General features: G+C 60.0%; 25 protein-coding genes. 13 read left to right on the plus strand and 12 right to left on the minus strand.

The genetic code is table 11. The features are described from left to right. Positions 1-357 precede the first annotated feature (357 nt). The 3 genes from QK293_RS03390 (at position 358) to QK293_RS03400 (ending at position 3,200) form a co-directional block, all read left to right on the plus strand. Positions 358-1,035 (plus strand): response regulator, encoded by a 678-nt coding sequence (locus tag QK293_RS03390; RefSeq protein ID WP_282375628.1) that lies wholly within the window; start codon positions 358-360, stop codon positions 1,033-1,035. Continuing rightward, the gene (locus tag QK293_RS03395; RefSeq protein ID WP_282375629.1) at positions 1,032-2,378 is read left to right on the plus strand and encodes an ATP-binding protein; all 1,347 of its coding nucleotides are present in this window, start codon (positions 1,032-1,034) and stop codon (positions 2,376-2,378) included. Before QK293_RS03390 ends, QK293_RS03395 begins: the two co-directional genes overlap by 4 nt. A 462-nt stretch (positions 2,379-2,840) precedes the next feature. Further along, complete coding sequence (locus QK293_RS03400; protein WP_282375630.1) at positions 2,841-3,200, plus strand: DUF6124 family protein; 360 nt, start codon at positions 2,841-2,843, stop codon at positions 3,198-3,200. A gap of 123 nt (positions 3,201-3,323) precedes the next feature. On the opposite strand, the gene QK293_RS03405 is transcribed toward QK293_RS03400, so the two are convergent. After that, entirely contained in the window at positions 3,324-4,322 is a 999-nt protein-coding gene (locus tag QK293_RS03405; protein ID WP_282375631.1) for an AraC family transcriptional regulator, read from the minus strand. 337 nt (positions 4,323-4,659) lie between these two features. Here QK293_RS03405 and QK293_RS03410 point away from each other — a divergent pair, with 337 nt between their 5' ends. Continuing rightward, a complete protein-coding gene (locus tag QK293_RS03410) occupies positions 4,660-5,994 on the plus strand; it encodes a dicarboxylate/amino acid:cation symporter (RefSeq protein ID WP_282375632.1) in 1,335 nt (444 codons plus the stop codon). Between the two features lie 144 nt (positions 5,995-6,138). Next, positions 6,139-7,320, plus strand: a complete 1,182-nt coding sequence (locus QK293_RS03415) for a CaiB/BaiF CoA-transferase family protein (protein ID WP_282375633.1) — start codon at positions 6,139-6,141, stop codon at positions 7,318-7,320. A gap of 108 nt (positions 7,321-7,428) precedes the next feature. On the opposite strand, the gene QK293_RS03420 is transcribed toward QK293_RS03415, so the two are convergent. Then, the gene (locus QK293_RS03420) at positions 7,429-7,923 is read right to left on the minus strand and encodes a SprT family zinc-dependent metalloprotease (protein ID WP_282375634.1); all 495 of its coding nucleotides are present in this window, start codon (positions 7,921-7,923) and stop codon (positions 7,429-7,431) included. A 160-nt stretch (positions 7,924-8,083) separates the two neighbouring features. Further along, entirely contained in the window at positions 8,084-8,686 is a 603-nt protein-coding gene (locus QK293_RS03425; RefSeq protein ID WP_282375635.1) for a Yip1 family protein, read from the minus strand. A gap of 268 nt (positions 8,687-8,954) precedes the next feature. Here QK293_RS03425 and ttcA point away from each other — a divergent pair, with 268 nt between their 5' ends. Continuing rightward, entirely contained in the window at positions 8,955-9,779 is an 825-nt protein-coding gene (gene ttcA, locus QK293_RS03430) for a tRNA 2-thiocytidine(32) synthetase TtcA (RefSeq protein ID WP_282375636.1), read from the plus strand. A 19-nt stretch (positions 9,780-9,798) separates the two neighbouring features. Beyond that, entirely contained in the window at positions 9,799-10,473 is a 675-nt protein-coding gene (locus tag QK293_RS03435; RefSeq protein WP_282375637.1) for a DNA-3-methyladenine glycosylase I, read from the plus strand. Positions 10,474-10,596: 123 nt separating this feature from the next. Here QK293_RS03435 and QK293_RS03440 read toward each other — a convergent pair whose 3' ends face one another. Genes QK293_RS03440 through arsC form a run of 3 tightly spaced genes read right to left on the minus strand, consistent with a single transcriptional unit; the run spans position 10,597 to position 11,970 of the window. Next, positions 10,597-11,022, minus strand: a complete 426-nt coding sequence (locus QK293_RS03440; RefSeq protein WP_282375638.1) for a DUF2069 domain-containing protein — start codon at positions 11,020-11,022, stop codon at positions 10,597-10,599. Position 11,023: 1 nt separating this feature from the next. Further along, on the minus strand, positions 11,024-11,620 hold the full coding sequence (wrbA, locus tag QK293_RS03445; protein WP_282375639.1) for an NAD(P)H:quinone oxidoreductase: 597 nt from the start codon (positions 11,618-11,620) through the stop codon (positions 11,024-11,026). Further along, positions 11,617-11,970, minus strand: a complete 354-nt coding sequence (gene arsC, locus QK293_RS03450) for an arsenate reductase (glutaredoxin) (RefSeq protein WP_123369215.1) — start codon at positions 11,968-11,970, stop codon at positions 11,617-11,619. The genes wrbA and arsC overlap by 4 nt, the downstream gene beginning before the upstream one ends. A gap of 114 nt (positions 11,971-12,084) precedes the next feature. Between arsC and QK293_RS03455 the strand changes: the two genes are divergently transcribed. Further along, on the plus strand, positions 12,085-12,552 hold the full coding sequence (locus tag QK293_RS03455; protein ID WP_282375640.1) for a TlpA disulfide reductase family protein: 468 nt from the start codon (positions 12,085-12,087) through the stop codon (positions 12,550-12,552). 61 nt (positions 12,553-12,613) lie between these two features. On the opposite strand, the gene QK293_RS03460 is transcribed toward QK293_RS03455, so the two are convergent. The 5 genes from QK293_RS03460 to QK293_RS03480 all read right to left on the minus strand — a co-directional run bounded on the left by QK293_RS03460 (position 12,614) and on the right by QK293_RS03480 (position 17,694). Continuing rightward, on the minus strand, positions 12,614-13,018 hold the full coding sequence (locus QK293_RS03460) for an META domain-containing protein (protein ID WP_282375641.1): 405 nt from the start codon (positions 13,016-13,018) through the stop codon (positions 12,614-12,616). Beyond that, on the minus strand, positions 13,018-13,452 hold the full coding sequence (locus QK293_RS03465) for a hypothetical protein (RefSeq protein WP_282375642.1): 435 nt from the start codon (positions 13,450-13,452) through the stop codon (positions 13,018-13,020). The genes QK293_RS03460 and QK293_RS03465 overlap by 1 nt, the downstream gene beginning before the upstream one ends. A gap of 77 nt (positions 13,453-13,529) precedes the next feature. Next, positions 13,530-14,522, minus strand: a complete 993-nt coding sequence (locus QK293_RS03470) for a 2-hydroxyacid dehydrogenase (protein WP_282375643.1) — start codon at positions 14,520-14,522, stop codon at positions 13,530-13,532. Positions 14,523-14,749: 227 nt separating this feature from the next. Beyond that, on the minus strand, positions 14,750-17,503 hold the full coding sequence (locus QK293_RS03475) for a response regulator (RefSeq protein WP_282375644.1): 2,754 nt from the start codon (positions 17,501-17,503) through the stop codon (positions 14,750-14,752). A gap of 23 nt (positions 17,504-17,526) precedes the next feature. Then, positions 17,527-17,694, minus strand: coding sequence for a hypothetical protein (locus QK293_RS03480; RefSeq protein WP_282375645.1), 168 nt, complete (start codon positions 17,692-17,694; stop codon positions 17,527-17,529). 23 nt (positions 17,695-17,717) lie between these two features. Here QK293_RS03480 and QK293_RS03485 point away from each other — a divergent pair, with 23 nt between their 5' ends. Beyond that, the gene (locus QK293_RS03485; RefSeq protein WP_282375646.1) at positions 17,718-18,440 is read left to right on the plus strand and encodes a response regulator transcription factor; all 723 of its coding nucleotides are present in this window, start codon (positions 17,718-17,720) and stop codon (positions 18,438-18,440) included. Continuing rightward, the gene (locus QK293_RS03490; RefSeq protein ID WP_282375648.1) at positions 18,427-19,857 is read left to right on the plus strand and encodes a sensor histidine kinase; all 1,431 of its coding nucleotides are present in this window, start codon (positions 18,427-18,429) and stop codon (positions 19,855-19,857) included. Before QK293_RS03485 ends, QK293_RS03490 begins: the two co-directional genes overlap by 14 nt. 354 nt (positions 19,858-20,211) lie before the next feature. Here QK293_RS03490 and QK293_RS03495 read toward each other — a convergent pair whose 3' ends face one another. Beyond that, the gene (locus QK293_RS03495) at positions 20,212-21,414 is read right to left on the minus strand and encodes a TolC family outer membrane protein (protein ID WP_348775343.1); all 1,203 of its coding nucleotides are present in this window, start codon (positions 21,412-21,414) and stop codon (positions 20,212-20,214) included. A gap of 170 nt (positions 21,415-21,584) precedes the next feature. Here QK293_RS03495 and cysM point away from each other — a divergent pair, with 170 nt between their 5' ends. From cysM to relA, 3 genes are all read left to right on the plus strand, one after another. Further along, positions 21,585-22,487, plus strand: a complete 903-nt coding sequence (gene cysM / locus QK293_RS03500) for a cysteine synthase CysM (RefSeq protein WP_131060350.1) — start codon at positions 21,585-21,587, stop codon at positions 22,485-22,487. Further along, positions 22,487-23,839, plus strand: a complete 1,353-nt coding sequence (gene rlmD, locus QK293_RS03505) for a 23S rRNA (uracil(1939)-C(5))-methyltransferase RlmD (RefSeq protein ID WP_282375650.1) — start codon at positions 22,487-22,489, stop codon at positions 23,837-23,839. Before cysM ends, rlmD begins: the two co-directional genes overlap by 1 nt. Positions 23,840-23,963: 124 nt before the next feature. Continuing rightward, positions 23,964-26,207, plus strand: coding sequence for a GTP diphosphokinase (relA, locus tag QK293_RS03510; RefSeq protein WP_282375651.1), 2,244 nt, complete (start codon positions 23,964-23,966; stop codon positions 26,205-26,207). The last annotated feature ends 1 nt before the right edge of the window (position 26,208 follow it).

The following is a 26,208-nucleotide window of genomic DNA, read 5'->3' on the forward strand; positions in this document are numbered from 1 at the left end:
TGCTGGGTAGCCCCACACTGATCGTACAACAGCCTGGTCGATTTGATTCAGCTCAGGTTCAGAGTGCGTTCAGGGTGAGTTCAGGGCCGGTTGAGTAACCTTGCCCGTACCTAAAAAGCATGCAGCGCATGAGGAAATTCCCTAATGACGGGCTTTAAGAACCTGCTTCTGGCGTTTACCGTCCTGACCGCGAGTACACACAATGGCATTAAACTCCGTCAGGAAGACCTCATGGGCCGCTACGATCGGTCCTGCCACAGCCAGTCGCCGTGTTAGCCACCGTGAAGTGCGTGCCTTTGGGTGATGCCTTTGAGTAAGTTGTGCCTCTGGAGATGTTGATTTGCCCGGGAGAGCGTTATGAAACTGCTGGTTATCGAAGATGAAGCGCTATTGCGCCATCACCTGCAAACCCGCCTGACGGATAGCGGCCACGTGGTCGAGTCCGTGGCCAATGCCGAGGAGGCGCTGTACCAGACCGAGCAGTTCAACCATGACCTGGCAGTGATCGACCTCGGATTGCCGGGCATGGGCGGGCTCGACCTGATTCGTCAACTGCGCTCGCGCGGCAAGACCTTCCCGATCCTGATCCTCACCGCGCGCGGCAACTGGCAGGACAAGGTCGAAGGTCTTGCCGCCGGCGCCGACGATTACGTGGTCAAGCCGTTCCAGTTCGAAGAACTCGACGCGCGCCTGAATGCCTTGCTGCGCCGCTCCAGCGGTTTCACCCAGTCGACCATCGTCGCCGGGCCATTGCTGCTGGACCTCAACCGCAAACAGGCGTCCCTCGATGAACAACCGCTGGCGCTGACCGCGTATGAGTACCGAATCCTCGAGTACCTGATGCGTCATCACCAGCAAGTCGTGGCCAAGGACCGCTTGATGGAACAGCTCTACCCTGACGATGACGAGCGCGATCCGAACGTGATCGAAGTGCTGGTCGGTCGTCTGCGCCGCAAACTTGAAGGCCCGGCCGGCTTCAAACCGATCGATACCGTGCGTGGCCTCGGCTACCTGTTCAATGAGCGCTGCAATTGATTCGTTCCCTTCGTGTCCGCTTGATGCTCGCCGCCACCCTCCTGGCGGTGCTGTTCATGCTGGCGTTGCTGCCAGCCATGCAGGGCGCGTTCAGCCTGGCGTTGCAGGATTCGATCGAGCAGCGCCTGGCGTCGGACGTCACCACGCTGATCTCCGCCGCCCGGGTGGAAAACAACCGCTTGCAGATGCCGGCGCAGTTGCCCGATGAGCGTTTCAACCTCACTGACAGCCGTTTGCTCGGCTACGTCTATGACCGCGAAGGGCACCTGGTCTGGCGTTCGAAGGGCACCCAGCAAGAAAACATCAATTACAAACCGCGTTACGACGGACGCGGTAACGAGTTTGCGAGGATCAGCGAAGCCAACGGCCAGGAGTTCTTCGCCTATGACGTCGAGGTCAAACTGCTGGGCGGCAAGAGCGCGGCGTTCAGCATCGTCGCGCTGCAACCGGTGCGGGAATACGACGACACCCTCGAAGGCCTGCGGGAAAACTTGTATCTGGGCTTCGGCGCGGCCTTGCTGGTGTTGCTCGCGTTGCTGTGGATTGGTCTGACCTGGGGCTTGCAGGCATTGCGCCGGCTCAGCCAGGAACTGGACGAAATCGAAAGCGGCACCCGCGAAAGCCTCAGCGAACAACACCCGCGCGAACTGCTGCGCCTGACCGGCTCCCTCAACCGCTTGCTGCACAGCGAGCGCGAACAACGCAGCCGTTATCGCGATTCCCTCGACGACCTGGCCCACAGCCTGAAAACCCCGCTGGCCGTGTTGCAAGGCGTCAGCGAAGACATGGCCCAGCGCCCGGCAGATCGCGATCAGGCCTGGGTGCTGCAATCGCAGATCGAACGCATGAGCCAGCAGATCAGCTATCAGTTGCAACGCGCCAGCCTGCGCAAAAGCGGTCTGGTGCGCCACCAAGTGCGCCTGCGCCCCGTGCTGCAAAGCCTCTGCGACACCCTGGACAAGGTCTACCGCGACAAGCGCGTGCGGGTCGCTTTCGATTTGCCGGAACAGTGTTACGTGCCGATCGAGCAGGGCGCCTTGCTGGAAATGATGGGCAACCTGCTGGAAAACGCCTATCGCCTCTGCCTCGGCGAAGTGCGCATCAGCGTGCGTGAAAGCCTTGGCGGGGTTGAGTTGTGCGTTGAAGACGATGGGCCGGGCGTGCCACCGGGTCAGCGTGCGCGGATTCTGCAAAGGGGCGAACGGCTGGACCGGCAGCATCCGGGGCAGGGGATTGGGTTGGCGGTGGTCAAGGACATCATCGAAAGCTACAGCGCGAAGCTGACGCTGGGGGATTCGCCGATGGGTGGGGCGGCGTTTCGGATTCATTTTCCGGTGGCTTGACCGCGAGTAACCGATCGTTCCCACGCTCCGCGTGGGAATGCAGCCCGGGACGCTCCGCGTCCCATCTACAGCCGAACGCGGAGCGTCCGTTGAGGCATTCCCACGCGGAGCGTGGGAACGATCATTAAGCGGTGTTTAAAACACATCTCCAGACACTCACTCAAGCTACACATCCTTGCGCCGCTGCCTACGACTACGCCAGAATCCGCCGGCTTGTGCGCCTTGGGTCTGGGCTCTATCGTTTGCGGGTCGCTGCCAATTCAGCGTCCGGATTTGACCGTCCGATTCAATCAAGGCGTACCAGTGTCCAAGAAAAGCTTCAGGCTTTTTTGCGGTGGCTGTGCGCGGGACACCTTCGGGTGTGCCGGATACCTTGATTTCCGGTCGGTCAACCCGCGCACAGCTGCCACCTTTTCGTTTGACCGCGAACGGTGGCAGCTCCGCTAATCAAGGAGCATCACCATGTTCAAAGCCACGCCCAACCCTCCGGAAACCGACGACGTTTCCCCCTACGAAACCCCCGATTCCAAAATACTCAACGAAGCCGCCGACCGCGCCCTCGATTACTACCTCAACCCGGCTGCCCACATCAAAGCCCCCCCGCGCACACCCGGCACCATGTTCATCGTCAACCCGGAGCTCGATACCGAAACCCTGCTGGCCCACGCTTGCGAGTCGCTGGCCTCGGCCAATGTCATGACCATGGACCTGGCGGACCATATGGAGGGGCCGAGTCGCAATTCGCTGTTGGGTATTGCGCAAATCATCATGCTGGGGGAGCTGGCGGTAAATCGGGCGCTGGATAACATCGACCAGCAGTAACCGATCGTTCCCACGCTCCCGCGTGGGAATGCAGCCCGGGACGCTCTGCGTCCCTCTCGAGAGCTGGAACGCGGAGCGTTCCTTGAGGCATTCCCACGCGGAGCGTGGGAACGATCATCGGCTCTAGTTTTCTTGCGCGCGGTAGGCGCCCGGCGTCACCCCCGTCCACTTCTTGAACGCCCGATGAAACGCCGAAGGCTCGGAAAACCCCAGTTGCTCGGCAATCTGTTGCAACGACAGATCTGCCCGCCCCAGGTGATAAATCGCAATGTCCCTTCGCAGCTGATCCTTCAATTCCTGAAAACTCGACCCTTCTTCCCGCAAATGCCGACGCAAGGTCTGCGGGCTGATGTGCAGGTGCGCGGCCACCGCTTCCAGGTCCGGCCAGCGTGAACTGTCGCGGCTTAGCAACCGGCGTAGTTGACTGCTCAAGCTGTCGCCATCGTCCGGGCGCGACAACAGGTCGGCGGGAGAGCGTTCGAGGAAATGTTTGAGTGTCCGTTCGTCCTGCAACAGCGCCATGTTCAAGTAGCGACTGTGAAACAGCAGGCTGCTCTGTGCCGTGGAAAACTCCAGCGGGCACGGGAACAGCAAATCGTATTCGGCGCCATGTTCCGGTCTCGGGTAGCTGAACGTCGCCTGCTCCAGCCGAATGCGCTGGCCGATCAACCAGCTGCCGAGGCGATGCCACACCATCAACTGGCTCTCGGTGAGGAAATGGTCCGGGTCCTGGAATTTCGAATCATCCAGGCTGAGGCGGATCATTTCGTCTTCGCGGGTCAGGGTCAGACGCGGCCCCTCGGGGAACAGGCTGTAAAACAATAAGCCGCGTTGGAGTGCTTTCTCCAGACTGCGGCAGTGAATCACCGCATGGCACATCATCGCGAAGCTGCCGGTTTTACTCGGCACCGGCCCGAAACCCAGGTACTCATCGTCCAGCGCCAGCCACAAACCCTGGATCAACCGGGTGAACTGCTCAGGTGCAATTCGTGCACGCGGTTCGTCAAGCAACTCGGGGCTGATGCCCAGTTGTTGCAACAGGAGTGAATAGTCATAACCCAACCGTCGCGCACCACCGAGGGCGGCACGGGCGAAATGACTGGCGATGGTGCGTTCGCGCATAAAAGGCAGATCCGTCCATTGAACGGCGGATGGTAGCCGTGGTGGCCGACGATGAACAAGGCGGATATCCGCCAAATTGTAGGACGAGGTCTGGGCAATGGGCGGAAATCCGCCACATTGCTGTCACCGGCTGGTGACAAGGAAAACCTGTAACCCTGGTGTCAGAAGGCTTGCCGGCATTTTCTCGAAGGTGGCACGGGGCTTGCGATACAAGCCGCAGAGGTCTGCCGTCGCGCAGCTCGACAAAACAAATCCCTCCAGTGCAGGAGGGTTCGCAAATGAGGTGTCGTTGACAACAGACGGATGTTGTCGCGGGACGCTCTTGAGGAACTTTGCAATGACGACTCGTCAGCCCCTGTATAAATCCCTGTACTTCCAGGTGATCGTTGCCATCGCTATCGGCATCCTGCTCGGTCACTTCTACCCGCAGACCGGTGTGGCCCTCAAGCCGCTGGGTGACGGGTTTATCAAACTGATCAAAATGGTCATCGCACCGATCATCTTCTGTACCGTCGTCAGTGGTATCGCCGGCATGCAGAACATGAAATCGGTCGGCAAGACAGGCGGCTATGCGCTGCTGTACTTCGAAATTGTTTCCACCATTGCCTTGCTGATCGGTCTGGTCGTGGTCAACGTCGTGCAACCGGGCGCCGGCATGCACATCGACGTGACGACCCTGGACACCAGCAAAATCGCGGGCTTCATCTCGGCCGGTAAAGACCAGAGCATCATCGCCTTTGTCCTCAACGTGATCCCGAACACCATCGTCGGCGCCTTCGCCAACGGCGATATCCTGCAAGTGCTGATGTTCTCGGTGATCTTCGGTTTCGCCCTGCATCGCCTGGGTGCCTACGGCAAACCGGTGCTGGACTTCATCGATCGCTTTGCTCACGTGATGTTCAACATCATCAACATGATCATGAAGCTCGCTCCAGTCGGCGCGTTCGGTGCGATGGCCTTCACCATCGGTGCCTACGGTGTCGGCTCGCTGGTGCAGCTGGGTCAGCTGATGATCTGCTTCTACATCACCTGCATCCTGTTTGTGGTCCTGGTACTGGGCGCCATCTGCCGCGCGCACGGTTTCAGCGTCATCAAACTGATTCGCTACATCCGTGAAGAACTGCTGATCGTGCTGGGTACTTCCTCTTCGGAATCCGCTCTGCCACGCATGCTGATCAAGATGGAACGCCTGGGCGCGCAGAAGTCGGTTGTGGGTCTGGTGATCCCGACGGGTTACTCGTTCAACCTCGACGGTACGTCGATCTACCTGACCATGGCCGCTGTGTTCATCGCTCAGGCAACTGATACCCCAATGGACCTCACCCACCAGATCACTCTGCTGCTGGTGCTGTTGCTGTCCTCCAAAGGTGCTGCGGGCGTGACCGGCAGTGGCTTCATCGTGTTGGCGGCCACCCTGTCGGCCGTAGGTACTCTGCCGGTGGCCGGTCTGGCGCTGATCCTCGGTATCGACCGCTTCATGTCCGAAGCCCGTGCGCTGACCAACCTCGTTGGTAATGCGGTTGCGACCCTGGTCGTGGCCAAGTGGGTGAACGAGCTGGACGAAGACAAGCTGCAAGTCGAGCTGGCTTCCGGCGGTCGCGGTATCTCCGACGAGCGTGAAGAAGACGACCTGGGTGTGGCTGAAGGGCCAACCCCAATCAACGTCAAATAAGACGGCTGCACTGAAGAAACCCGCTTCGGCGGGTTTTTTCATGCCTGCGATTTGAGCACAACGGTCACTGCGCCTGACGCATAAGGTGATTGCTGCAATGCCAACGGCTGCCTAGTCTGAGGGCATCGTTTACGGAGATCACCCATGCTCGGTCCACTGGCATCCCTCAAGGTTCTGGATTTCTCGACACTGTTGCCGGGGCCGTTCGCCTCACTGTTGCTGGCGGACATGGGCGCCGAGGTGCTGCGCATCGAATCACCGACTCGCATGGACCTGCTGCGGGTACTGCCGCCGCATGATCAGGGTGTTTCCGCCAGTCACGCCTACCTCAATCGGAACAAGCGCAGCCTGGCGCTGGACCTCAAGCAACCTGAGGCGCTGGAGGTGATCAAGCAGTTGCTGCAAAACTACGACATCGTGCTGGAGCAGTTCCGCCCCGGTGTGATGGAGCGTTTGGGCCTGGGTTATGACGCCTTGAAAGCGATCAATCCGAAACTGATCTACGTGTCGATCACCGGTTACGGCCAGACCGGTCCCTACAAGGACCGCGCCGGCCACGACATCAACTACCTGGCGCTGGCGGGGCTGGCAAGCTACACCGGCCGCGCCGACAGCGGACCGCTGCCGTTGGGTATGCAAGTGGCGGATATCGCCGGTGGCTCGTTGCACGGGGTGATCGGGTTGCTGGCGGCGGTCATCGCTCGGCAGCAGTCAGGGTTGGGGCAACATCTGGATGTGAGCATGACCGACTGCGCGTTCAGCCTGAACGCCATGGCCGGTGCCGGTTATCTGGCCTGTGGTGAGGAGCCGGGGAGGGAGGATCAGATGCTCAATGGCGGCAGCTTCTACGACTATTACCGTTCGCGCGATGGGCGTTGGTTGTCGGTGGGCAGTCTGGAGCCGGCGTTCATGCAGCAACTCTGCACGGCGTTGGGTCGGCCGGAGCTGGCAGCCCAGGGCCTGTCACCCAAACCCGCCGAGCAACAGGCGCTGAAGAATGCGTTGAAGGTTGAATTCGAGAAACATGACTTTGCCGAGTTGTGCGAGCTGTTTGCCGGCGTCGATGCGTGTGTGGAGCCGGTGTTGAGCCTGGGCGAGGCGGTGCGGCATCCGCAGTTTAAGGCGCGGGAACGGGTGACTGAAGTGCCGCGCGGGGATGGGACGAGTCAGGCGCAGATGGCGTGTCCTTTGAAGTTTTCAGAGGGGTTGCCTGAGCCACGGTTTGTCGGCGCGACGCTGGGGCAGCATACCGATCAGGTGTTGGGGGAGTTGGGGTATAGCGCTGAGCGCATCGAAGCGTTGCGGCGTGCCAAGGTGATTCTCTAGCGGCTGTACTGGCCTCTTCGCGGGCAAGCCTCGCTCCTACGGGGCAATGCAAGACCGTAGGAGCGAGGCTTGCCCGCGAAGGCGTCCTCAAAAACAGTGAAAATCTAACTACTCGACCCGCATCTCCCCGCTGAACACCAACGTACTCCGACAGCGCCGACACAAATACCGCCGCCCCTGCCTTACCAAGCCATGGCGCTGAGCCGAAAACGGGAAATCACTGCCCGCGCACGGGCATTTGTAGATGTAGCGGGTCACGCTGCGGCGTTTGACGTCGTAGGTGTGGCAGCGATTGGGCGGCAGTTCGTATACGCCGCGCATGATCAGTTGCCACTCTTCACCGTGGGGCGCAATGCAGTCGCCGAACAGTTGATGGGCGATCAGGTGCGCGACCTCGTGGGCCACGGTTTGCTTGAGGAAGTCCTCGGTGTTTTCCCGGTACAGCTGCGGATTGAAGCGCAGCAGGTTCTCGTGCAAATGCGCGACACCGGCTTTTTGACCGCGCAGCTTGAGGCTCACCACGGGGCGTTTGAAAGGTCGTTTGAAAAAGGATTCAGCGAGTTGGTAACAGTCTTCGATGCGGGTATTGAGTTGCTCGGGCATGCTTGATGGATCTCCAGAGACGTCGAGTATGCCGCAACCCTCGGGGCTTGCGAATCGCTCAGGCGCCGAATGGTCGTCGCTTCCTGCTCTTTCTTAGAGAGTAGAAGGCCGCCTTGCGGCGGCCTGTGTTGGCAGATCTAGTTTTTTGGGTGATGTGTAACTAATTTGTATAGACCGGCCCCACGCCGAGTCCCCAGACAATCACTGTGAACGCCATGATGGCCACCAGCACCACCAGGCCTACCGCGAGCACCGAACTTGAAAACAGAAATCCCTCGTCTGATGGAATGTTCATGAAAGTGGGTAGCCCCACATACAGCAGGTACACCGTGTAACAGATGGCCGCGGTGCCGACGATCATCCCCAGCCACATATGTGGGTACAGCGCCGCCAGACCGCCGACGAACAGCGGTGTTGCGGTGTAGGTCGCAAAGGCAACGCAGCGTGCCAGGCTCGGGTTGGCGTCATAGGTGCGAGCCATCCAGTGGATGAACGCGCCCATGACCGCAACACCGCCGAGCATCGCCAGGTATGACATGACCGTCATCCATAGCGCACTCTCCACCGTCAGCATCACCGGCGCTCGACTGCCGATGACCCAGCCGACCTGAGTGGTGCCGATAAACGCCGACACTGCGGGGATCGCCGCCAGTATCAGGGTGTGGGTGAGATACATGTGGCTGATGCTTTCCTCCTGGTCGCCACGGATCTCTTTCCATTCTTGGTCAGGGTGGGTGAAGAGCCCCACTACGTGATGGATCATGCCAGTCACTCCTCTTGTTTTTACCGTCGCCCCCCAGTGGAGCGCCTACGGGCCAAAGTGGCCGAGTAAGGAAAGGTCTGGATATGTGTGTGACCTTATGTCGCAGTATAGAAAGGTCTTCACGGCGCGGGTTGTAGGGTGTTAGAGCAAATTGCGCTGTAAACACGCCTGTTAATCGCCGCAGGGTCTGTCGCTTGGAGGCTCTTCGCCCCCGAAGCGTTTTTGCGTAAAATGCCGACCTTTCGTCACACCTCACGGATTTCGCGTCATGGGCACTCTTACGGTCAACCAGAACAAACTGCAAAAGCGCCTTCGCCGCCAGGCCGGTGAGGCGGTTGCCGATTTCAACATGATTGAAGACGGCGACAAGGTCATGGTCTGCCTGTCCGGTGGCAAGGACAGCTACACCCTGCTCGACGTGCTGATGTACTTTCAGAAGGTCGCTCCGATCAAGTTCGAGATCGTGGCCGTGAACATGGACCAGAAGCAGCCGGGTTTCCCTGAGCTCGTTTTGCCGGCCTACCTCAAAGCGCTGGGCATCGAATACCACATCGTCGAGAAAGACACCTATTCGGTGGTCAAGGAGCTGATCCCGGAAGGCAAGACCACCTGTTCGCTGTGCTCGCGCCTGCGTCGCGGCACGCTCTACACCTTCGCCGACGAAATCGGCGCGACCAAAATGGCCCTCGGTCATCACCGCGACGACATCGTCGAGACTTTTTTCCTGAACATGTTCTTCAATGGTTCGCTCAAAGCCATGCCGCCGAAGCTGCGGGCCGACGATGGCCGCAACGTGGTGATCCGCCCGCTGGCTTACTGCAACGAAAAAGACATCCAGGCCTACTCGGACTTCAAGCAATTCCCGATCATCCCGTGCAACCTCTGTGGTTCTCAGGAAAACCTGCAACGGCAGGTGGTCAAGGACATGCTTCAGGAGTGGGAGCGCAAAACCCCGGGCCGCACCGAAAGCATTTTCCGCAGCTTGCAGAACGTGATCCCGTCACAACTCGCGGACCGCAATCTGTTCGACTTCACCAGCCTGCGTATCGACGAAACCGCGGCATCGCGCTTCGTCAATGTTGTGAATCTCTAATCAAACCTTGGGAGAGGGCATGCGCGATTACAAGTGGCTGCACGAATACTGTCTGAACCGCTTCGGTTCAGCGGCTGAACTGGAAGCCCATCTGCCCGTTCCGAAAACCCCGACGCAACTACGCAAGATCAGCGACGACCGCTACCTCTCGACCATGGCGCTGCGCGTGTTCCGCGCCGGGCTCAAGCACAGTTTGGTGGACGCCAAATGGCCAGCGTTCGAAGAAGTGTTCTTCAAGTTCGACCCGGAAAAAGTCGTGCTGATGAGTGCCGAACATCTTGAGCGCTTGATGCAGGACGCGCGGATCATTCGCCATCTGGGCAAGCTCAAGAGCGTGCCGCGCAATGCGCAGTTCATCCTGGACGAGGCACATGAGAGGGGCAGTTTCGGCGCGTTGATCGCCGATTGGCCGGTCACGGATATCGTTGGGTTGTGGACCTACCTGAAAAAGCGCGGTCATCAATTGGGCGGGTTGTCGGCACCGCGATTCTTGCGGATGGTGGGCAAGGATACGTTTGTGCCGAGCTACGACGTGGTCGCGGCGTTGAATGCGCAGAAGATCGTCGACAAGGTGCCGACCAGCCTGCGGGATCTGGCCACGGTGCAGGGCGTGTTCAATCAGTGGCATGAAGAGAGTGGTGGGCGGCCGATGAGCCAGATTTCGATGATGCTGGCGTACACCGTGAATCATTGACGAAGATGATCGTTCCCACGCTCTGCGTGGGAATGCCGCCCGGGACGCTCCGCGTCCCTGTGACGCGGAGCGTCACTTGATGCATTCCCACGCAGAGCGTGGGAACGATCACTGTGGGGGCCGTCAGGTGGCGGAGGTTTCGCCTTCACCCGCCAACTTGCGGTTCAACTGAAACCGCCACCGCACATACAGCAGCGCCGAGCAGAATACCGCCAGGCTCGCACCCATCTCCAGCAAACCAAACAACTGCCGGTTCGGGTCATACGCCGCCAGTGCGCCCTTGATGAAATACAGGTTCACCACAAAACACATCCATGAATGCCCGCGCGCGCTGCCGACAATCATCCCCGGCGCCAGCAACAGCAGCGGCACCAGTTCGATCAGCAGAATCACCCACGGCCTTGCGCCGTGCAGGTCGGCGACCACCAGGTAGTAGGCGCAAAGCAGCCCCACCAGACCGAAAAAGCACAGCAGGCTGATGACGCGCATCGCTCGAACCCTGGGTTCGAGCCATTCGATGGAGGGCAGAATCTTCGGCTTCTTGGCCACGTTAGCGCTCCAGTTTCTGTGCGGTCTTGGCCAAGCGCAGGCCCAGGGCCCGGCACAGCGCGACTTCATGCTCATTCAAACCGAGTCTGCCATCGGCCCCGGCGTGATGGCTGGCGCCGTAAGGCGTGCCGCCGCCACGGGTTTCCAGCAAGGCCGATTCGCTGTACGGCAGGCCGGTGATCAGCATGCCGTGGTGCAGCAATGGCAGCATCATCGACAGCAGCGTGGTTTCCTGGCCACCGTGCAGGCTCGCGGTGGAGGTGAAAACCCCGGCCGGTTTGCCCACCAAAGCGCCGGTCAGCCACAGGTTGCTGGTGCCGTCGAGAAAGTACTTGAGCGGCGCCGCCATGTTGCCGAAGCGGGTCGGGCTGCCGAGGGCCAGGCCCGCGCAGTTCTTCAAGTCGTCGAGGCTGGCGTACAGCGCGCCTTCGTCGGGGATGTCCGGCGAGACGGCTTCGCACTCGGTGGAAATCGGCGGCACCGTGCGCAGGCGCGCTTCCATCCCGGATTGCTCGACGCCCCGGGCAATCTGTCGGGCCATTTCATTGGTCGAGCCGCTGCGGCTGTAATACAGAACCAGAATGTACGGCGCACTCACGGCAGCAACTCCAGCACATTCTCCGGCGGCCGGCCGATGATGGCTTTGTCGCCGACTTCGAGAATCGGGCGCTCCATGAGTTTCGGGTTGGCGGCGATGGCGGCAATCAATTGCGCCTCGCTGAGGCTGCTGTCGGCCAGGTTGAGGGTTTTGTATTCGTCCTCACCGGTACGCAGCAGTTGCCGGGCGCTGATGCCCAGCTTGGTCAGCAGGCTCTGGATTTGCGCGGCGTCCAGCGGGGTGTCCAGGTAGCGGACCACCGTCGGGGTCAGGCCACGAGCTTCGAGCAGTTCGAGCGCACCGCGGGATTTCGAGCAGCGCGGGTTGTGATAAAGCGTCAGATCGGTCATGTGCGGTTCGCATCTTGCGTAAAGTGACGGCTATTCTAACTGTGCAGCGCGTAATCCAGAACCTTGGTAGGCGATGGGTCGCAGACGCATTCAATTTTCAACAAGGATCACGACATGACTAGGCGACTGGCAGCGGCATTGGCGATCATGGGCACGTTGATGCTGGGGGGCTGCGGTAACGACTATGGCGTCGACCAGAACGGCCAGAAAGTCGCCGCCGAACGTTTGGACAAACAATGGCTGGTGCTCAATTACTGGGCTGAATGGTGCGGGCCGTGCCGAACCGAGATCCCCGAATTGAACACCTTGGCCGATCAACTCAAGGACAAGAAGATTGGGGTGTTCGGGGTCAACTTCGACAACGTGCAGGGTGAAGAGCTGAAAAGCGCCAGCGAGAAGCTGGGGATCAAGTTCACCGTGCTGGCTGCGGATCCGGCGGAGCTTTTTGAATTGCCGCGCAGTGAGGCGTTGCCGGTGACTTACATCATCGATAACAAAGGCAAGGTAAGGGAACAGCTGATGGGTGAGCAGACGGCGGCGGGGGTGATGGCGAAGTTGGAGGCGTTGCAGGCGACGAACTGACCGTGACGATCGTACGCTGATCGTTCCCACGCGGAGCGTCGGAACGATCGGTGCGGGAGAATCAACCTTCTTCAAGCCACCAACGCAACGGCTTCCCTTGCGCCGGCCAGAAACGCATCTGCGCGATCGGCGAGACGTCCCAACGCTGAACGTTTTCCAACGCCTGGAGGAAACGCTTTTCCTGCTCCATCAACGCCGGCGCACACAGTTTGCGGGTGCTGCCGACTTTACCGAAGCTCAGCTTGTCGCCTTCCAGGGTGTACGGCGCGAACCAGTGATTGCAGCCGCCGTTGCCATAGGCCCGACCGTCTTCATCGAGGGTGACAGTCAAATGGCTGTAGTCCATCAACGGACGTTCGCCGATCCATTCCAGAATGTAGCTGCGGTTCTGTTGCAATTGAACCGGCTCGGCGGCGCAGCCCAGCAGGCTGGCGCCAACCATCGCGGTCAGAGCAAGGCGTTTCATCACGCGGGCTCCTGGCATTTCGGGCACAGGTGCTTCTCGGCGGCGGTGGTCCAACCCAACTCGGCGATCCGTGCAGTGGCAGCAGGCTTTTCAGCCTTGTTGCCCAGCTTGGCGTCGACCGCGAACTCGAAGCTCAGCTCTTTGGCGCAGCTGTCGCAGTTGACTTTCCAGGTGTGAATCGCCAGTTCTCCGAACACCGGACCACTGGCCACCGCGACCCATTGGCCGGGCGGGTTGATCAGGTGGCGAACCGTTTCGACGGTCAGGCGCATGGACAAGTCCTTGGCACCCTTGAGGGTCACTACCAACACGTCGTTATTACGAATCGAGCCGCCGTTACCGGTGACTTGATAACGCCCCGGCACAAGGGCGCGGCATTCGGTGAGGGTGTGTTGCGGGTTCATCAGGCTGTAGCGGAAATCGTGTTCGACCATGGGTCCTCCAAGTATGCGCGGCATGCTAGCACGGACATCAGCGCAGTATGGCGCGGGCATATGACCTTCGATCTGGTTCAGTCAGCCTTCACCAGGTTCACTGGCGCGCCCGCCGCCCAGGCCGCGATGTTCTGCAGGGTGGTCGCGGCAATCGTGCCCAGCGCTTCGCGGGTCAGGAAGGCCTGGTGAGCGGTGACGATCACGTTCGGAAAGGTCAGCAGCCGCGCCAGCACATCATCCTGCAGCGGCAGGTCGGAACGGTCCTCGAAGAACAACTGCGCCTCCTCTTCATACACATCCAGCCCCAGATAACCCAGTTGACCGTCCTTCAACGCGTCGATCAGCGCCGGCGTGTCCACCAGACCACCGCGTCCGGTGTTGATCAGCATCGCGCCGGGCTGCATGTGCGCCAGTGACTCGCGATTGATCAAGTGTTTGCTCTGTTCGTTGAGCGGGCAGTGCAGGCTGATGATCTGCGACTCGGCCAGCAGTTGCGGCAGGCTCAGGTAACGGGCACCGAGGGCTTCGACTTGCGGGTTGGGGAAGGGGTCGTAGGCCAGCAATTGGCAGCCAAAGCCGTTCATGATCTTCGCGAAGGTCGCGCCGATTTGTCCGGTGCCGACTACGCCGACGGTCTTGCCCACCAAGTCGAAGCCGGTCAACCCGTGCAGGGTGAAATCTCCTTCGCGCGTGCGGTTGTAGGCGCGGTGCAGACGTCGGTTGAGCGCCAGGATCAGCGCCACTGCATGTTCCGCCACCGCGTGGGGCGAGTAGGCCGGGACGCGCACAATCGACAATCTCAGAAGCTTCGCCACCGCCAGGTCGACATGGTTGTAACCGGCCGAGCGCAAGGCGATCAGGCGAGTGCCGCCGGCGGCCAGGCGTTCGAGCACCGGTGCGCTGAGGTCGTCGTTAATGAAGGCGCAGACCACCTCGTGATACTCCGCCAGCGCCACCGTATCGAGGCTCAGTCGCGCCGATTGAAAGTGCAGCTCGATGCCGGCCGGTAGCTCGGCACTGAGAAAACTGTCGCGGTCGTAGGTCTGGCTGCTGAAAAGAATCGTGCGCATGCGGTCCTCCAACTGACTCGGTCACGCTTTATGTAGCAGCTGGCGAAGCCTGCGTTCGGTCCGGGGTCACGCTCGACCGCAGTCGTCGTAAAATCAGACACTGAGATCTTTCAGGTAAACCGCGGTTACCGGATTTACGACGGCTTCGCCGCCGGACGCAGCCTTCGGCAGCTGCTACAGGGGCCGGTGAGCTTAGCGCTGATGGTGTTCGGCGTCATTGCGCTGCATCAAGCGTTTATTCGGGCATGGGCGGCCAGGCGATTGATGGCCCGGTCGAGGTCTTCCAGCGCGCTGGGGGCTTTCGGGTCCTGTTGCTTGAGCAGGGTTTCGCTGCGCTGGCAGGCGGCGCGCAGTTGCGGGACGCCGCAATAGCGTGTCGCGCCATGCAGGCGATGGACTCGCTCGATCAGGGCGTTCTGGTCGTTGTTTTCCCGGGCGAAGCGAATCGCCTCGCGGTCGGCTTCCAGCGACGCCAGCAGCATCGCCAGCATGTCCGCCGCCAGATCAGCCTTGCCGGCCGCCAGGCGCAAACCTTCCTCGTGATCGAGCACCTGCAACTCATGACCGCCCCCGTGGCTGTCGCTGGAGCGTTCCGGCCCATGATTGCGCAGCGCCAGGCCGGTCCACTTCAGCACCACTTGGGCCAGTTGCCGTTCGCTGATCGGTTTGGTCAGGTAGTCGTCCATACCGCTTTGCAGCAACGCGCGTTTTTCGTTGGCCATGGCGTGGGCGGTGAGGGCAACGATCGGCAGCGGCGTGCAATGCCGTTCATTTTCCCACTGGCGAATCGCTTCGGTGCTTTGACGCCCGTCCATGCCGGGCATCTGAACGTCCATCAGCACCAGATCGAAGGTTTCGGTCTGCACCGCTTTGACTGCCGCGTAACCGCTTTCCACCGCGAGTACTTTGGCGCCCATGTCTTCGAGCAGGGTTTGCACCAGCAGCAGGTTGGCCGGGTTGTCGTCGACGCAAAGCACCTTTGGCGCACGGCTGGACAACGGTTCGTCGGGTTCGCTGCGGTGCTGACGCGGGTTGATCAGGTCGGACAAGGCCCGCCGCAGCTTGCGGGTGCAGGCCGGTTTGGCCTGGAGCTGGCTGTGCGGGTTGGGCACCGAGAGGTGGAACAGCGTCTGTTCGGTGGTCGGGCATAACACCAGCACCTTGCAGCCCAAGTGTTCGAGGTCCCAGATGTGCTGGTTGAGGCGCTCCGGAGGCATGTCATTGCTGGTGATGCCGAGCACCGCCAGGTCGATCGCCTGATCGGTCTGATGCGCGCTGGTCACGCCATTGGCCAGGCTTTCCAGGGTATTGAACGGGGTGACTTCGAGGCCGCAGTCTTCCAGTTGATGTTGCAATGCCTGACGGGCCAGTTCGTGATTTTCCAGTACCGCCACCCGGCGCCCGAGCAACGGCGGACCGGGCAGGTCTTCGGCGTCGTCGCGGGTTTTGGGCAGGCTCAGGCTGATCCAGAATTCCGAACCTTCGCCAGGCGTACTGTCGACACCGATCTCGCCGCCCATTTGTTCGATCAGGCGTTTGGAAATCACCAGCCCCAGACCGGTGCCGCCCGGTTGCCGGGACAGCGAATTGTCGGCCTGACTGAAGGCCTGAAACAAGGCGCGCACGTCCTGGTTCGACAGCCCGATGCCGGTGTCCTGAATGCTGATGCGCAGTTGCACGCTGTCTTCATGCTCTTCTTCGAGCATGGCCCGGGCGACGATGGTGCCTTCGCGGGTGAACTTGATCGCGTTGCTGACAAGGTTGGTCAGGATTTGCTTGAGCCGCAGCGGATCACCCACCAGCGACAACGGCGTATCGCGATAAACCAGGCTCACCAGCTCCAGCTGCTTGGCGTGGGCGGCCGGGGCGAGGATGGTCAGCGTGTCCTGGAGCAGGTCGCGCAAGTTAAACGGAATATGGTCGAGCACCAGTTTGCCGGCCTCGATTTTCGAGAAGTCGAGAATCTCGTTGATGATCCCCAACAGGCTGTCGGCGGATTTTTCGATGGTGCCCAGATAGTCGAGCTGGCGCGGGGTCAGCTCGCTTTTTTGCAGCAGGTGCGTGAAGCCGAGAATGCCGTTGAGCGGCGTACGGATTTCATGGCTCATGTTGGCCAGGAACTCGGATTTGATCCGGCTCGCTTCAAGGGCTTCCTTGCGCGCCAGGTCCAGTTCGATGTTCTGGATCTCGATGGTTTCCAGGTTCTGGCGCACGTCTTCGGTGGCTTGGTCGATGCTGTGCTGCAATTCTTCCTGCGCATTCTGCAGGGTGCCGGCCATGCGGTTGATGCCGGACGCCAGTTCATCCAGCTCCTGGCTGCCGAGGGGCGGCAGACGGGTTTCCAGATGACCGTCCTTGAGTTGCGCCACCGCTTGCTTGATCTGGCTCAGCGGCCGATTGATGGTCCGGCCCATACGCAACGCCAGCAGTGCCGCACCGGCCAGGCCTGCGCCGATCAACAGCAGGCTGGCGAACAGGCTGCGGTAACCGCGCAGCAGCATGCCGGTGTGGGACAGTTCGAGTTCGACCCAACCCAGCAGGCGGTCGGCTTCATCGGGAATCACGTCACCGGCCAGATTGCGGTGCTTGCCAAACACCGGCAGCAAGTAACGCGTCGCGTCATTACCGCTGCGGCGCAGCATCTGCGAACTGTTGCCGACCGGCGCCTGATTGAGCATGGTCGGGCCGGCATGGGCCAACAGGGAGCGGTCGGGCGCGAGGAACGAAACGGCGCGCACGTCTGTTTGTTCGAGGGATTGGGTGGCAATGCGTTCCAGCAGGTCGGTGTTCTTGTCGCCCATGGCTGGGGCCACCAGAGGCGCCAGTTGTTCGGCGATCATCTCGCCACGCTGCATGAGCTGGGTTTGCAGGTCGGATTGCTGCATCCAGGTGAAATAGCCGCCCAGAATCAATGCCATCAGGCTGGTCGGCAACAGGGTCAGCAATAGCACGCGGCCTTTAATTCCCAGTTTCTTGAGCACGCATCTCTCCTGCATCCAGCTATTTAATGACCTGCACGTACGTCCGGCACGCGCCACTTGCGCAGTGTAGCGATTTGCAGGCGGGCAATCTTCGTAAAATTGATGTCGGCATTCGTCGGCTCGATCGCCACTTTTACGTCATGGGCAAAGCTTGGGTTGCCCACCGCGAGGCAATCTTGAATAATCGCCAACTGAGAATTATTTGCAGATACTCATGACTCCCATCTCTGTTGCCCACCCCCGAATTCTTTCCATCGAAGACGACCTCGTGCTCGGTGCTTATGTTCATGAGCACTTGGGACGTTGCGGTTTTCAGGTGACCTGGTGCCAGAACGGTCAGGAAGGTCTGACCATCGCCCGCCAGCAAGCCTTCGATCTGGTGTTGATGGATATTCTGCTGCCGGGCCTGGACGGGCTAAACGTGCTGACACAGTTGCGCCAGAGCCATTCCACCCCGGTGGTGCTGATGTCGGCGCTCGGTGCCGAGGCAGATCGCATCAGCGGCTTTCGACTAGGCGCCGATGATTACCTGCCCAAACCCTTCAGCATGGTTGAGTTGCGGGTGCGCATCGAAGCGATCCTGCGGCGGGTTGCGCTCGACCGCCGGCCAGCGCCGGCACCGTTTGCCCCGTCGACGGGCAGCCTGAGTTTCGACGATGAACGCTGTGATGTCTTTTATGGCGAACACGTTGCCGGCCTGACCCGCAGCGAGTACCGGTTGCTGGAAACGCTGAACTGCAACGGCGATGAAGTCCTGAGCAAAGCCTTCCTTTATCAACATGTCTTGCAGCGTGGTTATGCGCCCCATGACCGCAGCCTCGACATGCACATCAGCCAGATCCGTCGCAAGCTCAAAGCCATCGGTTATACCGAGCGGGAAGTGCGCACGGTCTGGGGCAAGGGTTACGTATTGAGTGCTGTCGATGAAATGGTCTGACTTGCCAGGCAGGCATTCGCTGTTCTGGAAGCTGGCCTGTTTGTTGGTGGCGTTCTGTCTGCTGATGATCTGGCTCAGTTGGTCCTGGGGCCGCTACATGGAACAGAAAAACCTGTTCCTGTCCAACGAGGCCCGGGACACGCTGACCCGCTACGCCGCCGAGGCCGAGCAGGCATGGAATAAGCGCCAGAGTGCAGACGTCGATGCCTGGTTGCAGAGTATCGGCCATCGCGAGTCGGCTTGGGTCGGTGTGATTGGCGGCGATTTGCAGTCATTGAGCAGTTACCCGCTGACGGAAAAAGAAATCCAGCGCCTGACCTTTTTGCGCGGCCTGGACTGGCCGACAAGTCGCCACAGCAAAGGCCGACCGTGGCTGCGCGTGCCTTTTCCCAACGATCCGTCCGCCGGCAGTCTGGTCATCGAACTGCCCCAGCGTTTTATGCCCGGCCGCTACCGGGTGTTCTGGCGGGTGATCACCAACGGCGTGATTCCCGGACTGTTCACCTTACTGTTGTGCGTCGGTCTGTATCGGTTGCTGGTCGTGCCGTTGAACAGTCTGCGAGAACAGGCCAATGCCTGGCGTGCCGACCAGTTGAGCGTGCGCCTGTCGAGCCAAACCACCAACCGCTCGGATGAGTTGGGTGAACTGGGGCAGGCCTTCGATCACATGTCCGAGCGCCTGCAAAGCACAGTGGCCCTGCAACAACAACTGCTGCGCGACCTGTCCCACGAATTGCGCACGCCACTGAGCCGTCTGCGGGTGGCCAGCGAAAGCGAGCAGGGGTTGACGCAGTTGCGTGAACGCATTGGTCGAGAGGTCGATGGCATGCAACGGCTGGTGGAGGACACCCTGCAACTGGCCTGGCTCGACACCGAGCGCGCACCATTGCCCGACGAAGCCATCCAGATCCAGGCGTTGTGGGAGATGCTTACGGAAAATGCCTGCTATGAAAGTGACTGGCCGGCGAGCCAGTTGCAGTGTGCGGTGGATGCGTCCTGCTGGGTGCGCGGCAATCTCAATACGTTGGCCCAGGCGCTGGAAAACACCCTGCGCAATGCCATTCGTCATTCACCGCAGGGCGGCGTTGTGCGTCTGGGTGGGCAGCGTGATGGCGATTTCTGGCATTTGTGGTTGGAGGATGAGGGCGGTGGGGTGGCAGAGACAGATCTTGAACGGATCTTCTGTCCGTTCATTCGGCTCGACGGTTCGCGGCCGGGGGATGGTGGATTTGGCTTGGGGTTGAGCATTGCGAGGAATGCGGTGCAGCGGCAGGGCGGGAGTTTGTGGGCTGAGAACACTGAGACCGGGTTGCGGTTGAATATGCGGTTGGTGGCTGATATTGATGGTGTGAGTGATGACGCTATCGCGAGCAAGCTCGCTCCCACAGTGGAGGTGTGTCGGCCACAAATGGTGTGATCACCCCGATCCCCATGTGGGAGCGAGCTTGCTTGCGATGAGGCCCTCCGGTCACCATCACGAAAAAGTCTCACCACTGGTGAGACAATTCCCTGGTCGCACAACCTGATCATTTTTACCCAGAGCAAACTCCGTTCAAAGGCGCACATATCGGACTCAGCGTCACCCAATCGGCAATAGTGTCAGCGCTGCTGACACTATTGCCCTGGACCAAAAACCGTCAGAGAAAGTCGCCCCACTGGTGCGACAATTATCCTAGTCGCACAACTTGATCATTTTTCAGCCAGAGTCAACGCTCGGAAGAGCGTGAGTTCTTCCTGTGTATGTGCAGGAATTGTGTTCGAAGCGCGAGATTTAACCACTCAATAACGCGTTGACTTCAATAATATCGGCTTCACTTAAGGCCCCGACTGTGGCCTTAAGCTGTAGCTGAGCCAGCAGGGTGTCATAACGTGCGCGAGATAACTGTTGAATGATGTCACTCAATTTCCCTTGAGCCTCCAACACATCGATACCTACTCGCATTCCTACTTTGTAGCCGATGGTATTGGAGGCCAGTGCCGAATGTGCGGACGACTTCGCAGCCTCAAGTGCATTAACCTGCGCCATTCCATCCACCACACCCGACCAAGCCTGTCTGGCTGCGAACACAGCAGCGCGGCGTGCATCCTCCAATTCAAACTCGGTTTTTTCCTGCATTGCCATCGCTTGCCGAGTAGCAGAGCCAATTTTGCCCCCGCTATAAAGTGGTATGTTCAAACGCAGCCCGATACTAGATGAGTCGGTACGATTGATATTGGCATTCGGGTTTTGCTGCATGTTTTGACCGATTACCAGATCAACAGTCGGAAAATGTTCTGCTTTTCGGATATGTACTTCGCTACCGGCGATATCTAGGAGTAGCTCTTGAGTTTGCACGCCAAGATTATCCCGCCGAGCCGCCGCTACCCATGTGGCAAGCTCAAATGGTTGCGGAGGTGAAAGAGCCACGCTGTCGTGGAAGCCTTTCAGTGCGCTGGGATTCTGCCCAGTGATTCGAACTAAAGCGAATTGAGCTAGATCAAGATCACTGCTAGCTTTGATAAACTGCGCCGTACTTCGATCAAAACTGGCTTGAGCCTCATGTACATCGATAATGCTGACGTTGCCAATTTCAAACATTTTTTTGGCGCTCGCCAATTGCTCTGTATCCACGGTGCGCAGATCTCGAACCGCCTCAAGTACGTCAGTTGCATTTAGGATCTCAAAGTAGGCTTGAACAACACGCAGCAGCAAGTCCTGCTCCGCGCGTTCGAACTCAATTTGCGCGTGCACACGATGAAGCTCTCCCTGCTGAAACTGCATCCAATTCTGCCAACGAAAGACTGGCTGTATTAGCTGTATGCCGTAACTACGATTTTGTCTTTTGTGTTGAAGGATTAGTGGTAATTTGTCCCTGCTGTGAAAGCATTTTGAACCTGGCCGCCTAGCATTCCGCTGTAGTAACCAATATGGGCGCCAACAGCGGTTGATGCTGCTATTTGACCCGCTCCTAAACCTGCTGGTCCCAAGATAAATCCTCCGACTGCGCCGGTCGCGATAGCTCCGACAAGTCCTTCAGCACGCCTGCCCCCGATAGAAATCCGACCTTATTCCCATAAACCATAAGCACCGCACTTTGCGTGATATGGCCTGCCGACGTTTGCCGGTATGATAGGCGCCCCCGCAGTCTGGATTGCGAATACGCCATGACCTTGCAGTACCCAACCATCGCCGATTGCGTCGGCAACACCCCGCTGGTCCGTTTGCAGCGCCTGCCTGGCGCCACCAGCAATACCCTTTTGCTCAAGCTCGAAGGGAATAACCCGGCGGGTTCGGTCAAGGACCGGCCGGCGTTGTCGATGATCACTCGCGCCGAGTTGCGCGGGCAGATCCACGCCGGCGATACGCTGATCGAAGCGACCTCGGGTAACACCGGGATTGCGCTGGCGATGGCCGCCGCGATCAAGGGTTACAAGATGATCCTGATCATGCCGGACAACTCCAGCGCCGAACGTAAAGCCGCCATGACGGCTTATGGCGCCGAGCTGATTCTGGTCACTCAGGAAGAGGGCATGGAAGGCGCCCGCGACCTCGCCCAGCGAATGGAAGCGGAAGGCCGCGGCAAGGTGCTGGATCAGTTCGCCAACGGCGACAACCCCGAAGCGCACTACACCACCACCGGCCCGGAAATCTGGCGTCAGACCGAAGGTACTATCACGCATTTCGTCAGTTCGATGGGCACCACCGGCACCATTATGGGCGTCTCGCGCTACTTGAAAGAGCAGAACGAGAGCGTGCAGATCATCGGTCTGCAACCGATGGAAGGCTCGGCGATTCCAGGCATCCGTCGCTGGCCGCAGGAATACCTGCCGAAGATCTACCAGGCCGAGCGCGTGGACCGGATCGTCGACATGGCGCAAAGCGAAGCCGAAGACGTGACCCGTCGCCTGGCCCGCGAAGAAGGCATCTTCTGCGGCGTGTCCTCGGGCGGTGCCGTGGCAGCCATGCTGCGCCTGTCCCAGGAAGTTGAAAACGCGGTGATCGTCGCGATCATCTGCGACCGAGGCGACCGTTATTTGTCGACCGGCATTTTCGACGCGCCCAACTGATGGCCAAGCAAGAGAGAGGCCTGCGCTTCCAACCCACGGGCGGCAGCAAGGCCCCGCAAATCCCGACGGGTAAAAAGCAGCGTTTGAGCATCGAGCGTCTGGCCAATGACGGTCGCGGTATCGCTTTTTTTGAAGGTCGCACCTGGTTCGTCATCGGCGCATTGGCCGGTGAAGAAGTCGAAGCACGTGTGTTGGGCGCCCACGGCAAAGTGGTCGAGGCGCGCACCGAGCGCGTCTTCCTGGCCAGCGAACTGCGCCGCCCGGCACCGTGCCCGCATGCCGGTCGCTGTGGTGGTTGCAGCGTGCAACATCTGCCGCACAACGAACAACTCGCCCTGAAACAGCGCATGCTCGCCGAGCAGTTGTCGAAGGTTGCCGGTGTCGTACCCGAAGAATGGGCCGCGCCGTTGAGCGGTCCGGAATTCGGTTACCGTCGTCGCGCCCGAGTGGCGGTGCGCTGGGACATGAAAGCGAAAAAACTCGAAGTCGGTTTCCGCGCGGCAGGCAGTCAGGACATCGTTGCGATCAACGAATGCACGGTGCTGGTCCAGCCCTTGCAGCCGATCATGACCCGCTTGCCGGAAATGTTGCGGCGCTTGAGCAAACCTCAAACGCTGGGGCATGTGGAATTATTTGCCGGATCAAAGCTGGCCGTTTTGCTGCGGCACATGGCGCCGCTGTCCGACGCCGACATGACGATCCTCAAGGATTTCTGCGCCTTCCATGAAGCCCAACTGTGGCTGCACGGTGACGGCGAACCGCAACCGGTCGAGGCTGGCCAGGCGCTGGGTTATCGACTTGAACAGTGGGACTTGAACCTGGCCTGGCGGCCGGGGGATTTCATTCAAGTCAACGCCGGGGTCAACGAAGCGATGGTCGCCCAGGCGCTGGACTGGCTCAAGCCTGTGTCGGATGAGCGGGTTCTGGATCTTTTTTGTGGTTTGGGTAACTTTGCACTGCCGCTGGCCAAGGCCGTTCGTGAAGTGGTGGCGGTGGAAGGTGTGCAGGCGATGGTCGAGCGTGCCGCTGCAAACGCTGCTAGCAATAATCTGAATAACGTAAAGTTTTTTCAGGCCGATTTATCCCAGCCTTTGACCGATGCCGAATGGGCGCGCGAAGGCTTTTGTGCGGTACTCTTGGACCCACCACGTGACGGTGCTTTCGAGGTTGTGCGCAAGCTGTCCTCCCTGGGCGCCAAGCGGTTGGTGTACGTGTCGTGCAACCCGGCAACGCTGGCGCGCGATACGGTCGAATTGATCAAGCAGGGCTACCGGTTAAAACGTGCCGGGATTCTCGATATGTTTCCTCAGACGGCACATGTCGAGGCCATGGCGTTATTTGAAGCGAGCTAGGACGGCTCGTCTGGTCCGACTGGCCCGCCCGTGCCGCGCTCGCATTAGCCCCGCGAGCGTTCACGGGTAACGAAAGGTCAGCGATTTGACGCATTGAATCTGCGTCGTAGGGAAGGTAAGCAAGATGGTACAGGTGAGAGCACACCAGCCGATCAACACCGACGGCAGTATCAATCTCGAGGCTTGGCTCGATCACGCGGTCAGTGTCGATCCGGCACTGGATCGCGAAGCCTTGAAGGAAGCGTGCGAGTTCGCTCGTGCGTCTGAACAACAGGCCAATGCGGCGAAAAATCTATGGTCCGAAGGGACCTCGAGTTTCCGCACAGGCCTTGAGATCGCCGAAATTCTCGCCGACCTCAAACTCGATCAGGATTCGTTGGTTGCCGCGATCCTGTATCGCGGCGTGCGCGAAGGCCAGATTGAGTTGCCGGCGATCAGCCAGCGGTTCGGTCCGGTGGTCGCCAAACTCATCGACGGCGTGTTGCGCATGGCGGCGATCAGTGCCAGCCTCAGCCCCCGTCAATCCCTGGTGCTGGGCACTCAGGGCCAGGTCGAAAACCTGCGCAAGATGCTGGTCGCCATGGTCGACGACGTTCGCGTTGCGCTGATCAAACTGGCCGAACGCACCTGCGCGATCCGTGCGGTGAAAACCGCCGATGACGAAAAACGCAACCGCGTCGCCCGCGAAGTTTTCGATATCTACGCGCCTTTGGCTCACCGTCTCGGTATCGGTCACATCAAGTGGGAGCTGGAGGACTTGTCCTTCCGTTACCTTGAGCCCGACCAGTACAAGCAGATTGCCAAGTTGCTTCATGAACGGCGCCTGGATCGCGAGCGCTTCATCGCCGACGTGATGAGCCAGCTGAAGAATGAGCTGACCGCCACCGGCGTCGATGCCGACATCAGCGGCCGGGCCAAACACATCTATTCGATCTGGCGCAAAATGCAGCGCAAGGGTCTGGAATTCAGCCAGATCTACGACGTGCGTGCCGTTCGCGTGCTGGTGCCGGAGATGCGCGATTGCTACACCGCGCTCGGTATCGTCCACACCCTGTGGCGGCACATCCCGAAAGAATTCGACGACTACATCGCCAACCCGAAAGAGAACGGCTACCGCTCGCTGCACACTGCGGTGATCGGCCCCGAGGGCAAGGTGCTGGAAGTGCAGATCCGCACCCACGCCATGCACGAAGAAGCCGAGCTGGGCGTTTGTGCGCACTGGCGCTACAAGGGCACCGACGTCAAATCCGGTTCCAATCACTACGAAGAGAAAATCTCCTGGCTGCGTCAGGTCCTCGAGTGGCACGAAGAGCTCGGCGACATCGGCGGCCTGGCGGAACAGTTGCGGGTCGATATCGAGCCGGACCGGGTCTACATCTTCACCCCGGACGGTCACGCCATCGACTTGCCGAAGGGCTCGACGCCGCTGGACTTTGCCTACCGCGTGCACACCGAAATCGGTCACAACTGCCGCGGCGCGAAGATCAACGGGCGCATCGTGCCGCTCAACTACAGCCTGCAAACGGGTGAGCAGGTCGAAATCATCACCAGCAAGCACGGCACCCCGAGCCGCGACTGGCTGAACTCGAATCTGGGTTACATCACCACCTCGCGGGCACGGGCGAAGATCGTTCACTGGTTCAAATTGCAGGCGCGCGATCAGAACGTCGCGGCCGGCAAAACCTTGCTCGAGCGCGAACTCAATCGCCTCGGTCTGCCAGCGGTGGATTTCGACAAGCTGGCCGAAAAGGCCAACATGAAAACCGCCGAGGACATGTTCGCCGCCCTCGGTGCCGGCGATTTGCGCCTGGCACAACTGGTCAATCTGGCGCAGCAACTGGTCGAACCGGAACGCGGCAACGAGCAACTGGAACTGATCCCGCGCAAGGCCACCGGCTACAAACCGGGCAAGCGCGGCGATATCCAGATCCAGGGCGTCGGCAACCTGATGACCCAGATGGCCGGCTGCTGCCAGCCGCTGCCGGGGGATGCGATCGTCGGTTACATCACCCAGGGCCGTGGTGTGAGCATTCACCGTCAGGACTGCGCCTCGGTGCTGCAACTGGGCGGGCGCGAGCCCGAGCGGATCATCCAGGTCAGCTGGGGCCCAGTGCCGGTGCTCACCTATCCGGTGGACATCATCATCCGTGCCTACGACCGGTCCGGTTTGCTGCGTGACGTCTCGCAAGTGCTGCTCAACGAGCGGATCAACGTGCTGGCGGTGAACACCCGCTCGAACAAAGAGGACAACACCGCGTTGATGTCCCTGACCATCGAGATTCCGGGCCTGGATGCACTGGGGCGGTTGCTGGGGCGGATTTCCCAGTTGCCGAACATTATCGAAACCCGCCGTAACCGGACGCCGTGAA

Origin of the sequence: Pseudomonas sp. AL03 (assembly GCF_029960815.1) — a bacterium.
Taxonomy (GTDB): Bacteria; Pseudomonadota; Gammaproteobacteria; order Pseudomonadales; family Pseudomonadaceae; genus Aquipseudomonas.

Excerpts from the sequence above, each read along its gene's own strand:
- QK293_RS03420 (WP_282375634.1), bottom strand. The coding sequence starts at position 7,923 with ATGCCCGAGCAACTCAATACCCGCATCGAAGACTGTTACCAACTCGCT.
- QK293_RS03455 (WP_282375640.1), top strand. The coding sequence starts at position 12,085 with ATGACTAGGCGACTGGCAGCGGCATTGGCGATCATGGGCACGTTGATG.
- QK293_RS03415 (WP_282375633.1), top strand. The coding sequence starts at position 6,139 with ATGCTCGGTCCACTGGCATCCCTCAAGGTTCTGGATTTCTCGACACTG.
- QK293_RS03460 (WP_282375641.1), bottom strand. The coding sequence starts at position 13,018 with ATGAAACGCCTTGCTCTGACCGCGATGGTTGGCGCCAGCCTGCTGGGC.
- QK293_RS03390 (WP_282375628.1), top strand. The coding sequence starts at position 358 with ATGAAACTGCTGGTTATCGAAGATGAAGCGCTATTGCGCCATCACCTG.
- QK293_RS03405 (WP_282375631.1), bottom strand. The coding sequence starts at position 4,322 with ATGCGCGAACGCACCATCGCCAGTCATTTCGCCCGTGCCGCCCTCGGT.
- rlmD (WP_282375650.1), top strand. The coding sequence starts at position 22,487 with ATGGCCAAGCAAGAGAGAGGCCTGCGCTTCCAACCCACGGGCGGCAGC.
- QK293_RS03400 (WP_282375630.1), top strand. The coding sequence starts at position 2,841 with ATGTTCAAAGCCACGCCCAACCCTCCGGAAACCGACGACGTTTCCCCC.
- arsC (WP_123369215.1), bottom strand. The coding sequence starts at position 11,970 with ATGACCGATCTGACGCTTTATCACAACCCGCGCTGCTCGAAATCCCGC.
- ttcA (WP_282375636.1), top strand. The coding sequence starts at position 8,955 with ATGGGCACTCTTACGGTCAACCAGAACAAACTGCAAAAGCGCCTTCGC.
- relA (WP_282375651.1), top strand. The coding sequence starts at position 23,964 with ATGGTACAGGTGAGAGCACACCAGCCGATCAACACCGACGGCAGTATC.
- QK293_RS03425 (WP_282375635.1), bottom strand. The coding sequence starts at position 8,686 with ATGATCCATCACGTAGTGGGGCTCTTCACCCACCCTGACCAAGAATGG.
- QK293_RS03465 (WP_282375642.1), bottom strand. The coding sequence starts at position 13,452 with ATGGTCGAACACGATTTCCGCTACAGCCTGATGAACCCGCAACACACC.
- QK293_RS03490 (WP_282375648.1), top strand. The coding sequence starts at position 18,427 with ATGAAATGGTCTGACTTGCCAGGCAGGCATTCGCTGTTCTGGAAGCTG.
- QK293_RS03410 (WP_282375632.1), top strand. The coding sequence starts at position 4,660 with ATGACGACTCGTCAGCCCCTGTATAAATCCCTGTACTTCCAGGTGATC.
- QK293_RS03485 (WP_282375646.1), top strand. The coding sequence starts at position 17,718 with ATGACTCCCATCTCTGTTGCCCACCCCCGAATTCTTTCCATCGAAGAC.
- QK293_RS03435 (WP_282375637.1), top strand. The coding sequence starts at position 9,799 with ATGCGCGATTACAAGTGGCTGCACGAATACTGTCTGAACCGCTTCGGT.
- QK293_RS03470 (WP_282375643.1), bottom strand. The coding sequence starts at position 14,522 with ATGCGCACGATTCTTTTCAGCAGCCAGACCTACGACCGCGACAGTTTT.
- cysM (WP_131060350.1), top strand. The coding sequence starts at position 21,585 with ATGACCTTGCAGTACCCAACCATCGCCGATTGCGTCGGCAACACCCCG.